We start from the raw sequence: 12,371 nt of genomic DNA, 5'->3' as shown, positions 1-12,371 counted from the left end.
CCTCGGGATGAGGGCTGAGGATGATCGGGCGGGTGCTTCAGGCCGCTTCCGCCAAGCTGGCCACCGCTGCCGAGACGCCGCCGGAGCCGTGCGGGATTTCCCTGGCCTGCAGCGCCATCTCGACCGCGCCGAGCGTGCCCAGCAGGGCGGCGGCGTTGAAATGGCCCATATGGGCGATGCGGAAGGCCTTGCCCGCATAGTCGCCGATGCCGAGGCCGAGCGTGACGCCGCAGACGTCGCGCGTGAAGTCGGTGACCGTGGCGACGTCGAAGCCGGGCGTCAGGATCGTGGTGACGGAGGGGGCACGCTCCGCCGGCTCGGCGACGCCGAAGCCCAGCGCCTGGCCGCCGGCCCAGGCCTCGACCGCCGCATGCGTCGCCCTGGCGAGCGCGGCATGGCGGCGCCAGACCGCCTCCAGCCCTTCCTCGAAGATCATGTCGATCGCGGCGCGCACGCCGAAGAGCAGATGCTCCGGCGCGGTGCCGCAATGCTTCATATAGGCCAGCGTATCCATGCGGCCGCTCCAGTCCCAGTAGCCGCTGCGCATGTCGGCGCGCTTGTGGGCCGCCAGCGCCTTCGCGTTGGCAGCGACGAAGGCGAGGCCGGGCGAGGACATCAGCCCCTTCTGCGAGGCCGAGACCGCGACGTCGATCCGCCAGGCGTCCATCTCGAATTCCATGCAGCCGACCGAGGCGACGCCGTCGACCATGAACAGGGCAGGGTGGCCGGCGGCGTCGATCGCCCTGCGGATGGCCGGGATGTCGTTGACCACGCCGGCGGCGGTGTCGATCTGCACCGTCATCACCGCCTTGATCTCGTGACGGGTGTCGGCGCGCAGCCTGGCCTCGAGGGCCGCAGGATCGACCGCGCGGCGCCAGCTCCCCGGCAGCATCTCGACATCGGCGCCCATGAAGCGCGCCATCTCGCCCCAGCCGACGGCGAAGCGCCCGCTTTCCAGCACCAGCACCTTGTCGCCGCGCGAGAGGACGTTGGTGAAGGCCGCTTCCCAGCCGCCATGACCGTTGGCGGCATAGACGAAGGTCTCGCCGCCGGTCCGGAAGATGCGCTTGAGGTCGGCCAAAACCGAATCCGTCAGCCCGACGATGCTCTCGGAGCTCAGCTCCTCGGCGGGGCGCATCATCGCCTGCAGCACGCGGTCGGGGATATTGGTCGGGCCGGGCATAGCGAGCAGCGGCCGGCCTTGGGCCAGAGACATCGGGAATCCTCGGAAGGGAAGGTCGCCTACCGCAGGCCATTCGGACATATCGCGCGCCGACGCAAGCCGTCAGGCGACATTGCGCGCCCGCCCGGCCTGCATGACGCTGCTCCGGCAGGAGGCCCAAGGCATCTGGCACGGATGGGCCTTGCGTCCCGATGTCGAAACGGACCACAAGGCGCGATCCGGAATGGCGACACCCGTCGCCGATCACGCTTACGGAGCGACCATGACCGATCTCGCCCTCCGCCGCAGCTTCAGCCCGCTGCGCCTGGAAAGCCGCTCCTTCGCCTGGCGGGCCGGCGCCGTGATCGTCGGCAGCCTCCTGCTGGCGCTGTCCTCGCAGATCAAGGTGCCGATGTATCCGGTCCCGATGACGATGCAGACCTTCGCCGTGACGCTGATCGGCGCGCTCTATGGCTGGCGCCTCGGCGCGGTCACCGTGATCGCCTGGCTGTTCGAGGGGCTCATCGGCCTGCCGGTCCTGGCCGGTGCCGCTGGCGGCGCAGCTTATTTCGTCGGCCCGACGGGCGGCTATCTCGTGGCCTTCCCCATCGCCGCGGCCCTGACGGGCTGGCTGGCCGAGCGCGGCTGGAACGGCAGCCGGCTCGCGCTCGCCTTCGCGGCGATGCTCGCGGGCAATGCGCTCTGCCTGGTGATCGGCGTGGCCTGGCTCGGCGTCCTGATCGGCCTGCCCAAGGCGATCGCGGTCGGGGCCGTGCCCTTCCTGCTCGGCGCCGTGCTGAAATCGGCGCTGGCCGCCGCCACGCTCAAGGCCTTCGCCCCGCGCGGCTGATCCCTCGCAGCGGCCGGCCGCGATCCCGCAGGCCTTTGGCGTGCGGGATTTCGTCATCCCGGCCGGTGCGGGGTGACCCGACGCCAGAACGATCCCGGCCGGGACTGGCGGCCGCGCCCGAGGCCGGTAGGATAGCCGGCTGTGGGGAGTCCGCGCCCATCTCGATCGCGGGCAGGCCGACGAACGGGACCCGATGAGCCGCCTGGACAGCTTCATCCGCCGCCTCGAAGCGCAGCGCACCGTGCTGAACTGGGCCGCATCGGCCATCGAAGGCAAGGACGGTATCGTTCTCGAGCTCGGGCTCGGCAACGGGCGCACCTACGACCACCTGCGGGAGCTGCTGCCGGACCGCGCGATCCATGTCTTCGAGCGCAACCCGCAGCCCAATCCGCGTTCGATGCCGCCGGAACGCTTTCTCGTCGTCGGCGACATGGCGCAGACGCTGCCCGCTTTCGGGGAGCGGCACGGAGCGGCGGCAGTGCTCGTGCATGTCGACGTCACCACCGGCGCGCCCGAACGGGACATCATCGCATTCTCCTGGCTGCCGGCCCACACCGCCGCACTGGCCATGACCGGGGCGATCGTGGTGAGCGGCTGGCCGCTCGAGCACGACAAGCTCGAGGCCGTGCCCTTGCCCGAGGGCGTGCCGGACGGCCGATATTTCGCCTACAGGCGCGTCGCCTGAGCAGGAGCCGCGGCAGGCCTGCCCGGGATGGTGTTCCGGCGCGGCGGCTCGGCGGACCGGCTCCTCGTCCGGAAACCTCGCCTCGCGCTCGGTCCTGACCCATGCTGACAGGATGGGGTGTCGCGGTTCCGGGCCGATTGGGCGATGATGCGGCGAGGGGTGCCGATGTTCCACGCCACGTGGAACATTTCACCGGCCTTTGCGCTTCGTGGACATGACCGATCGTCGGGAGCACGATCAGGTATAGCAACCAGCGGGGGAATCCGATGATGAAAGCCGTTCTGCGAGGCGCCGTGCTGATGCTCGGCCTCGGCCTCGCCACGCCGATCCTCGCCTGCGAACTCGACCGTCCGCTGAAGATCGCCGGGCTCGACTACGATTCCGCCGCCTTCCACACCGCCGTCGCCAGTGCGATCGCCGAAAAGGGCTTCGGCTGCAAGGTCGAGCGCGTGCCGGGCGCGATCGCGCCGCTGGTCAACGGCATGGGCCGCGGCGATGTCGACGTCGTCATGGAAATCTGGATGGCGAATCCGGTCGAGGCCTGGGTCAAGCAGGCGGAGGCGGGCAAGGTCGAGCCGTTGGGCACGACGTTCCCGGATGCGAACGAAGGCTGGTTCGTGCCGCGCTATCTGGTTTCAGGGCCCGACGCCAAGGCGCCGGAGCTCAAATCGGTTGAGGATCTCAAGCACTACAAGGAGCTGTTCGCCGATCCGGAGGAACCGGGCAAGGGACGCTTCTACAACTGCGTCGCCGGCTGGGTCTGCGAGGGCATCAATACCAAGAAGCTCAAGGTCTACGGTCTGGCCGAGGACTTCACCAACGTCCGCGGCGGCTCCGGCGAGGCGCTGGTCGCCGCGATCGAATCCGCGCTGAAGCGCAAACGGCCGGTGGTGTTCTACTATTGGGGGCCGAGCTGGCTGCTCGGCGCCTATGATCTCGTCAAGCTCCAGGAGCCGGCCTTCGACGCGAAGATCTGGGAAGCGCTCAAGACCAGCGATGCGCCGAAGCAGGCCACCGCCTATCCGATGAGCCGGGTGGTCATCGGCGCCAATGTCGATTTCGTGAAGAAGGCGCCGCAGCTCGCCGGCTTCCTCAGGAAGTACACCACGACCAGCGACCTGACCTCGAGGATGCTGGCCGAGGCGCGCGAGAAGGGCGTCACGCCCGAGCAGCAGGCACTGGTCTTCCTCAAGACGCAGGGCGACGTCTGGAAGTCATGGCTGCCGGCGGACGTCGCCGCCAAGGTCGCGTCCAGCCTGTGACGCCTGGCTGGCTGCCGGATCTCGGCAAGACGCTGCAGGGGCTGGTCAACCGCGGCGTCGACGCCGTCGTCACCGGCTATGGCGATAGCCTCGACGGGTTCAGCGCGCTCCTGACGGCGCCGGTGCGCGGCGTTGAGACGGCTTTGCTGCATATCCCGGTGCCGGTCTTCGTCCTGGCCGTCGGCGCGGGGGCCTGGCTGGTGCGGCGAAGCCTCGGCTTCGCGCTGGCGATGGCGGTGCTGCCGCTGATCCTTGCCGGCCTCGGCGTCTGGGCCGAGGCGATGCAGTCGCTCGCGCTCGTCGCCGTCGCCGTGCTGCTCGTCGCGGTGCTCGGCCTGCCGCTCGGCATCGCCGCGGCGCGGTTGCCGCGGCTGGGGAAGGCGCTCGCACCGGTCTATGACCTGATGCAGACCATCCCGAGTTTCGTCTACCTGATCCCGGTCGCGATGCTGCTCGGGCTCGGACGGGCGCCCGCGCTGGTCGCGACACTGATCTACGCGCTGCCGCCCTTCGCGCGGCTGACCGAGCTCGGCCTGCGCGGCATCGACACCGAGCTGGTGCAGGCGGCGCGCGCGCTCGGCCTCGGTCCGCGCCAGACGCTCTGGCTGATCGAATTGCCGCTGGCCCGGCCAACGATCCTGCAGGGGCTCAACCAGGCGATCATGATGGCGCTCGCGATGGTCGTGGTCGCCTCGATGATCGGGGCGAAGGGGTTGGGCGAAATCGTTCTGCTCGGTCTGCAGCGGGCCGATCCCGGCCTCGGTTTCGTCGGCGGGCTGGCGATCGTGCTGCTCGCGATCCTGCTCGACCGCATGGCCCAGGCGGTGCTGGTGGAGCGGCGCCCGCCCGCGTGAACGCCGCGTTGCCTGCAGCGCCCGACAGGGAGCGACGCTCGCGCGAGGTCCTGCGAATCAGCCGGGGAAAACCTCTCTGACGACCCTTGAACAAATCGGGAACATCGTTGATATTGAGGGAACAGGCCGATAGGGTTCGGCTCCGGTCATCCGGCCGGTTCGTGTTTGAAGTGCGCAGGAAGTGGAGCCTGTCATGGCTGGCAGCGTCAACAAGGTCATTCTGGTCGGCAATCTCGGGCGGGACCCGGAGGTGCGTCGCCTCGGCAGCGGCGAGCCGGTCGTCAATCTTCGCATCGCTACCTCCGAAACCTGGCGCGACAAGCAGTCGGGCGAGCGCAAGGAGCGCACCGAATGGCATTCGGTGGTGATCTTCAACGAGAACCTCGCCAAGGTCGCCGAGCAGTATCTGAAGAAGGGCTCGAAGGTGTATATCGAGGGCCAGCTCCAGACGCGGAAATGGCAGGATCAGTCCGGCGTCGAGAAGTACACGACCGAGATCGTGCTGCAGCGCTTCCGCGGCGAGCTCACCATCCTCGATAGCCGCCAGAGCGGCGGAGACGAATATGGCGAGGGCGGCGGTGGCGGCGGCTACATGGACGATCGCTCGAGCGGCGGCGGCTCCTTCGGCCGTTCGGGCGCGATGGGCGGCGCAGGCAGTGGCGGCGGCTCGCGCCAGCCCGCCATGTCGGGCGGCGGCGGACGTTCGTCTTCGAGCCATCTCGACGACGACATCCCGTTCTGAGCGGGCTTGCCGCGGGATCCGCGCCGGGCCGGGTCAGGCCGTTGCAGGATCACAGAAAGGGGCTGCCCATGGCGGCCCCTTTTCCTTGCGAAGATGCCTGCCGCGGAAAGCATCGGCGGCAGCGGATGCCGCGCGGCTGGCGCCATTCCATGACGGATCTCTGCGAGCGTTCCGGGCTTCCCGAGAGTCATCGCCGCTCGGGTGGCGGGACCGGCGGTTGGGAGCGGGTGGAGCGGTCCCGCGGCAGCACGGATCGCCCGAGCTGCAAGGCTTCGTCGAGCGCGTCGAGTTCCTGCGCCATCTGCGCCTGCAGCCAGCGGGCGACATCTTCGACGAGGGGACTGACCGGCCTCGACCGTGGCGCGATCAGGCTGTGGTGCCGGCCCGTACGAATGATGAGGTCCGAAGCCGGCACCATCGTGCCCTTCAGCAGGGTGCTCGAAACCACGCTGAGCCAGCCCAGCGCGACACCTTCTCCATTCAGCGCGGCCTGGAGGATGACGGAGTAATCCGTGAATTCGTGCCAGATGCCGCGGGAACTGCCGCGTCGGGCGACGTTGCCCCATTCCGGGGCCCATCGCTGCTGGGCGTGGTCGGTCAGCCAGAGAAACACATGGCCGGCTCCGTCTCCGCGGTGATCGAGCTTGCCGCGCTCCTTCAGATATGACGGGCTGCAGACCGGAAAGATCACCTCGGGCGCGAAGGGCCAGCGATGATAGGCGGGATCGTCGGCCGCGACGATGCGCGTCGCCAGGTCGACGTTGTCGGGCACGCCGCGCAGAACGCCCGGGATCAGATCGAAGCGGAAATCGATCTCCGGGAAAGCCGCATTGAACGTGCCGAGTCGGGGCAGCAGCCAATGCGCCACGAAGGAGCTCGAAACGGAGAGCGTGACGACAGGTTTCGCCGTGCTGCGACGGCGCTGGATGGCCTGGACGGCTCCGGCGATCCGACCGACGGCCTCGCCCACCACGGCGTACAGCTCGGTGCCGTCGCCGGTCAGCGCGAGGCCCCGCGCACGCCGCTCGAACAGCTTCGCGCCGAGTGCGGCTTCGAGCTCGGCGACGCTGCGGCTGATCGAGGGCTGGCTGACATTGAACTCGGCCGCCGCGGCGGTGAAGCTGCCGGTGCGGGCGGCCGCCTCGAAGACGAGAAGACCGCGCGCGGAGGGGACGAGGCGGGACAGGTGAGCCATACGTCGAGCGTATGCCTGTCCCAGGCTTTTTCAACCTGCTCAGCCTGCGGAAATCCCGCCACCCTGTGCGTCAAGGCATCCGATTAAACGGGGCTTGGCCCGTGCGGTCGGCGGGGCGAGGGGCCGCGCCGCAATTCCGGCCCGGCGGCGGAGGAGCTATACGGTGAACGCCATGGTCACATCCGACGCTCGCCCTTCCACTGCGGCGGGAGACCCGCTGCTCGAGCCGTTTGCGATCAAGAAGCTCAGGCTCCGCAACCGCATCGTCAGCACCAGCCATGCCTCGATGCTGGACGATGGCGGCCTGCCGCTCGAACGCTATCAGCGCTATCACGAGGAAAAGGCCCGCGGCGGCCTCGCCATGACGATGATCGGCGGCTCGGCCATGACGTCGCCGGATTCGAGCTGGGGCGGCGGCCAGCTCGATCTCTCCAGCGACCGGATCATTCCGCATCTCGCGGCGCTGTCGGAGTGCATTCACGGCCATGGCGCGGCCGTGATGTGCCAGGTCTCGCATCTCGGCCGCCGCGCGACCTCCTATGGCTGGAACTGGCTTCCGGTGCTGGCGCCGTCGCGCGTCCGGGAGACGCGCAACCGCAATTTTCCCAAGGAGATGGACGATGCGGACATCGCGCGCATCGTCCGGGATTATGCCGATGCGGCGCTGCGTTGCATGGAAGGCGGGCTCGACGGCGTCGAGACGGTGACCGGCGGCCATCTCATCGGCCAGTTCCTGTCGCCGCGCACCAACAGGCGCAGCGACGGCTTCGGCGGCTCGCCGGAGAACCGGGCGCGCTTCGGGCTCATGGTCCATGAGGCGATCCGCAAGCGCGTCGGCGACGACGCGATCGTCGGCATCCGCTTCGTGATCGACGAGGGCGTGGCGGACGGTTCGGATTTCGAGGATTGCCTTGAGCTCGCCCGGATATTCGAGCGCGAAGGCCATATCGACTATTTCAATTGCATCTACGGCCGCATGGATACCGATCTGGCGCTGGCCGAGGACAACATGCCCGGTCTGTTCCAGCGCAACGCGCCCTATCTCGCTTCGGTGGCGCAGTTCCGCCGCGAGACGAAACTGCCGCTGATCCATGCCGGCGGTATTCGCGATGTCGCGACCGCCCGCCACACCATCCGCGAGGGCGTCGTCGACCTCGTCGGCATGACGCGGGCCCATATCGCCGACCCGCATCTGGTCGAGAAGATCCGGCGCGGCGAGGAGGAGCGGATCAGGCCGTGCGTCGGCGCCTCCTACTGCCTCTACAAGAAGGTCAACTGCATCCATAACGCCGCCAGCGGGCGCGAAACCGCACTCAGCCACGAGATCGTGCCGGCCTCGCGACGCCTGAAAGCTGTCGTGGTCGGCGGCGGGCCGGCCGGGCTGGAAGCTGCTCGCGTCTGCGCCGAGCGAGGGCATTCGGTCGTGCTGTTCGAGGCAGCCGCGAAGCTCGGCGGGCAGTTGCTCGTCGCCACCGCCGCCGAGGAGCGGCGCGACCTGATCGGCATCGTCGACTGGCGCATTGCCGAACTCGAACGGCTCGGCGTCGATATGCGCGTGAACAGCTATGCAGAGGCCGACACGGTTCGCGCCGAGGCGCCGGACCTCGTGATCGTCGCCACCGGCGGCGTCCCCGATACCGACTGGTTCGAAGGTTCGGAGCTCTGCGACACCGTATGGGACGTGCTGACGGGCACGGTGCCGGGCAAGAGCGACGTGCTCGTCTATGACGGCACCGGCCGTCAGGCCGCGGCCTCCTGCGCGTTGCAGCTCGCCCGGCAGGGGCGATCGGTCTGTCTGGCCACGCCCGACGACGCGCTTGCCGTCGAGATGTCCTATATCGACAAGTCGAGCTTCCGGAAGCGCTTCGCCGAGCTCGGCATCCGCTCGCTGGTCGATGTCAGGCTGGAGAAGGTCGAGCGCCGGGGCAACGCCCTGCAGGCGACGTTCCGCAACGAGTTGACCGGTGTTGAAAGCCAGGTCGAGGCCAGTCAGATCGTCATCGAATACGGCACGCTGCCGGCCGCCGAGATCTATCACGACCTGCGCGAGCACTCCGCCAATGATGGGGTGACCGATATCGCCTTCATGCTGGGCAGCGCAGAGGCGGCGGCGCCGGCACCGGGACGTTTCCTCCTGCATCGCATCGGCGACGCCGTGTCGAGCCGCGATCTCTATTCCGCGATCTACGAAGCCTACCGGCTCTGCTCCAAGCTCTGAGCGGTCGGCGCGGTCAAGCCACAGCGGAGCTGCGGGCGCCTGCGGCAGCGGCGAAGCGCTCGATCCGGAAGTCGTGCAGCGGGATATCCGTCTCACCCGTCGCGATCAGTTCGGCCATCGTATCGCCGACGCCCGGGCCGAGCTGGAAGCCGTGCCCGCTGAAGCCGAAGGCATGGAACAGTCCCGGCGTGGTGCCGGACGGGCCCATGACCGGCAGCATGTCGGCGAGATAGCCTTCGCAGCCCGACCAGGTGCGGATCACCGAGACATTTTCCAGAGCCGGGAGGAGTTGTGTCAGGGCGCGAAGCTGCGCCGGAAGCCGCGCCGGGTCGGCCTTGGCGTGGCCAGGTTCAAGCGCGACGTCGACCCGTTCGGCCGCGCCGCCGAAGACGATGTTGCCGCGCTCGACCTGACGGAAATAGGCGTCGGTCCCATGCCGGCGGGTCCAGATGCCGACGACCGGCAGGATGCGATGGGGCAGGGGTTCGGTCACGCCCATCTGCGGCCCGCGCGGGGTGAGGGGCACCGGCTCATCGAATTGCGCGGCGATCCGCATTCCCCAGGCGCCGGCGGTGTTGAGTAGCCTGCCGGCTTCGAACACGCCTTTGGATGCGGTGACGCGGAAGCCGGATACGGTATTGTCGATGCTGGCGACCTCGCAGTCCTCGACGATCTCCGCGCCGAGCCGTCGCGCTGCATCGGCGAAGGCCGGCGCGATCAGGCGCGGATTGCCCGAGCCGTCATGCGGGGAGAAGGAGGCGGCGATCGCTCCGGGGCCGAGGCCGGGAAAGCGCGCCTGGATCTCGTTGGCGCCGAGTTCCTCGAGCTCGAGGCCCCAGGGCCGCGCGGCGTCGGCATAGGCGCGCATGTCCGCCAGAGCATCCTCTTCGAAGATCAGGCGGAGATGGCCGGTCGCGCGGAACTCCACGTCGCGGCCGAGCAGGCGTTCGGCCTCGCCCCAAAGGCTGCGGGAGCGATGCGCCAGCGGCAATTGCGTGAGATGGCGCCCGGTCCGGCGGATATTGCCGAAGGAGGCGACGGTGGCGCCCGTTCCGACGCGGTTGCGTTCGATCAGCGTGACCTTCAGGCCCCGCCGCCTCAGGAAGAAAGTTGCGGCGGTTCCCATCAGGCCACCGCCGAGCACGATCACATCCATGTCCAGCCTCTTGCCGCACAGGCGGCAGATCTCCACGGGGCCGAACCTGACGTGGGCAGGCGGAGCCGTCAAAGTCGCGATGGCCGGCAGGCCATAAGTCCAGCCTATGGGCCTGCTCTGCATGTCTCTTGGACCGCGCTTTCGCCCCATGCGAGCTTTCGGCCGCCAGCAAGAGGAGCGGATATGGACGGCGGAACTGTGCCGAGTGCGGACTGGAAAGTCGGGGTCGATATCGGCGGCACCTTCATCGATTTTTGCGCGCTGGAGACACGCTCTGGCCAGGTCGCCTCGCTGAAGGTGTTGACCACGCCCGACGATCCGGGCGCCGAGCTGATGACCGGCCTCTCGCTGCTGGCCGAACGCGACGGCCTCGATCCGCAGGCGGTCACCCGCTTCGTCCACGGCACGACGGTCGGCGTCAACACCATCATCCAGCGCAAGGGGGCGTCATTGGCGCTCTTCACCAATGCCGGTTTCGAGGATGTGATCGAGCTCGCTCGTCTGCGCATGCCGGAGGTCTATTCGCTGTTCTGCTCCCGCCCCGAGCAGTTGATCACCCGCGATCGCATCTTCGGCATACCGGCCCGGATGCGCTCGGACGGGCGTGAGAGGGTGAAGCCCGATCTCGACGCGGTTGCGGCCGCCATCGCTTCGGCCAAGGCGCGCGGGGCCGTCGGCATTGTCGTCGCCTTCCTGCACGCCTGGCGCGATGGGGCGCAGGAGGAGGCGGTGAAGGCCGAGGTTGCGCGGCTGGCTCCGGAGCTCTTCGTCTTCACCTCGGCGGAGGTCTGGCCGGTGATCCGCGAATACGAGCGGACGACGACGGCGATCCTCAACGCCTATGTGCATCCGCGCATCGCCGGCTATCTGACCGCTCTGGAACAGCGGCTGGCCGACCGCGGCGTGCCGGCGCGCGCGCTCCTGACCAAATCGAATGGTGGCGTGATGAACGCTACCGAGGGCAAGCGCGCTTGCGTCTCCATGCTGCTCTCCGGCACGGCTTCGGGCGTCATCGGCGCGACCTGGTTCGCCCGGCAGGCCGGCGAGAAGCGCGTGCTGACGCTCGATATCGGCGGCACCTCCGCTGATTTCGCCCTCATCATCGACGGCGAGCCGCAATACGGCACCGGCGAGATGATCGGCGAGTTCCCCCTCTATATCCCCTCCGTCTCGGTCAGCTCGATCGGCATCGGCGGCGGCTCGATCGCTTCCGTCGACGGGCAGGGCGTGCTGCGCGTCGGGCCGGAATCGGCCGGCTCGACGCCGGGACCGGCTTGCTATGGGCGTGGTGGAGAGCAGGCGACCGTAACCGACGCCATGGTGGTCTGCGGCTGGCTCGGCCATAGCGAGATGGCCTATGGCCAGCTCAAGATGGATGCCGGCCTTGCCCGCGCCGCCGTCGCGCGCCTTGCCGAGAAGCTCGACCGGCCCCTCGACGAGACCGCGCAAGCGATCCTCGACATCGCCGTTTCCGAGATGTTCGTCGAGGTCGAGAAGCTGTCGTCGCGGGCCGGCGTCGATCTCAAGGATTTCACGCTGATGCCGTTCGGCGGCGGCGGCCCGATGCTCGGCGCCTTCCTCGCCCGCGAGCTCGGGATGAACCGGCTGCTCGCGCCGCGCCGGCCGGGGGTCGTCTCGGCGCTGGGCGGGCTCGTCGCCGATCTGCGCGGCGATTTCGTCCGCACGCTCTTCGCCGAACTCTCGCCCGGCGTGCTGCCGGAGCTGAAGGCGGCCTCGGCTGCGATGGTTCAGGAGGGGCGAAGCTGGCTTGCGGCGCAGGGCCATGCCGGCCCGGCCGATCTCAGGTTCTCGGCCGATATGCGCTATGTCGGCCAGAGCTACGAGATCGAGGTCGCCCTGCAGCCGGCCTGGCTCGAGGCTGGCGATCCGGCCGCCATCGCCCGCGAATTCCACCGGACTCACCAGCGGATCTACGATTTCGACGACCCTGACGGCCGCATCGAGATCGTCAACCTGCGCCTCTCCGCTGTCGGTGCCGGGCCGGTTCTGACGTTCCCGGAGGGGGCGGAGACCGATGTCGCCGCGGTGCCGGAGCGCGAGATCGAGGTTCACACGGGTGGCGTCCGCCAGGCTGTCGGCCTCTATCGTCGCGGCGACCTTGCGGCTGGCAGCCGCTTCGCCGGACCTGCTGTCGTCGCGCAGGAGGACACCACGGTGGCGATTCCCGCCGGTGCAAGCGCCCGGATCGATGGCCATCTCAACCTGCACCTGACCTTCGCGGAGTGA

10 protein-coding genes are annotated in these 12,371 nt (G+C 68.8%); 7 read left to right on the top strand and 3 right to left on the bottom strand.

Features of this window, described 5'->3' with window-relative positions; translation table 11 throughout:
• Positions 1 to 37: 37 nt before the first annotated feature.
• A complete protein-coding gene (locus BGO20_RS05175; protein ID WP_291662151.1) occupies positions 38 to 1,216 on the bottom strand; it encodes a pyridoxal-phosphate-dependent aminotransferase family protein in 1,179 nt (392 codons plus the stop codon).
• A gap of 229 nt (positions 1,217 to 1,445) precedes the next feature.
• On the opposite strand from BGO20_RS05175, the gene BGO20_RS05170 reads away from it, so the two are divergent.
• The 5 genes from BGO20_RS05170 to ssb all read left to right on the top strand — a co-directional run bounded on the left by BGO20_RS05170 (position 1,446) and on the right by ssb (position 5,555).
• Positions 1,446 to 2,012: a biotin transporter BioY gene (locus tag BGO20_RS05170; RefSeq protein ID WP_291662152.1), complete on the top strand. Its 567-nt coding sequence runs from the start codon at positions 1,446 to 1,448 to the stop codon at positions 2,010 to 2,012.
• A 193-nt stretch (positions 2,013 to 2,205) separates the two neighbouring features.
• Entirely contained in the window at positions 2,206 to 2,697 is a 492-nt protein-coding gene (locus BGO20_RS05165; RefSeq protein WP_291662153.1) for a class I SAM-dependent methyltransferase, read from the top strand.
• Between the two features lie 266 nt (positions 2,698 to 2,963).
• Positions 2,964 to 3,959, top strand: coding sequence for an ABC transporter substrate-binding protein (locus tag BGO20_RS05160; RefSeq protein ID WP_291662155.1), 996 nt, complete (start codon positions 2,964 to 2,966; stop codon positions 3,957 to 3,959).
• On the top strand, positions 3,956 to 4,813 hold the full coding sequence (locus tag BGO20_RS05155) for an ABC transporter permease (protein WP_291662157.1): 858 nt from the start codon (positions 3,956 to 3,958) through the stop codon (positions 4,811 to 4,813). The genes BGO20_RS05160 and BGO20_RS05155 overlap by 4 nt, the downstream gene beginning before the upstream one ends.
• Positions 4,814 to 5,006: 193 nt before the next feature.
• Positions 5,007 to 5,555 (top strand): single-stranded DNA-binding protein, encoded by a 549-nt coding sequence (gene ssb, locus BGO20_RS05150; protein ID WP_291662158.1) that lies wholly within the window; start codon positions 5,007 to 5,009, stop codon positions 5,553 to 5,555.
• A gap of 187 nt (positions 5,556 to 5,742) precedes the next feature.
• Here the strand turns inward: ssb and BGO20_RS05145 are convergent, their stop codons facing one another.
• Positions 5,743 to 6,750 (bottom strand): LysR substrate-binding domain-containing protein, encoded by a 1,008-nt coding sequence (locus BGO20_RS05145; protein WP_291662160.1) that lies wholly within the window; start codon positions 6,748 to 6,750, stop codon positions 5,743 to 5,745.
• A gap of 172 nt (positions 6,751 to 6,922) precedes the next feature.
• Between BGO20_RS05145 and BGO20_RS05140 the strand changes: the two genes are divergently transcribed.
• Positions 6,923 to 8,968, top strand: coding sequence for an NADH:flavin oxidoreductase (locus BGO20_RS05140; protein ID WP_291662596.1), 2,046 nt, complete (start codon positions 6,923 to 6,925; stop codon positions 8,966 to 8,968).
• 13 nt (positions 8,969 to 8,981) lie between these two features.
• On the opposite strand, the gene BGO20_RS05135 is transcribed toward BGO20_RS05140, so the two are convergent.
• Positions 8,982 to 10,124: an NAD(P)/FAD-dependent oxidoreductase gene (locus tag BGO20_RS05135; protein WP_291662161.1), complete on the bottom strand. Its 1,143-nt coding sequence runs from the start codon at positions 10,122 to 10,124 to the stop codon at positions 8,982 to 8,984.
• Positions 10,125 to 10,307: 183 nt separating this feature from the next.
• On the opposite strand from BGO20_RS05135, the gene BGO20_RS05130 reads away from it, so the two are divergent.
• On the top strand, positions 10,308 to 12,371 hold the full coding sequence (locus BGO20_RS05130; RefSeq protein WP_291662163.1) for a hydantoinase/oxoprolinase family protein: 2,064 nt from the start codon (positions 10,308 to 10,310) through the stop codon (positions 12,369 to 12,371).

This window comes from Allobosea sp. 67-29, from assembly GCF_001898115.1.
Classification (GTDB): Bacteria; Pseudomonadota; Alphaproteobacteria; order Rhizobiales; family Beijerinckiaceae; genus Allobosea.
The sequence above is the reverse complement of the archived record's forward strand: the minus strand, read 5'-3'. Positions and strand labels throughout refer to the sequence as shown.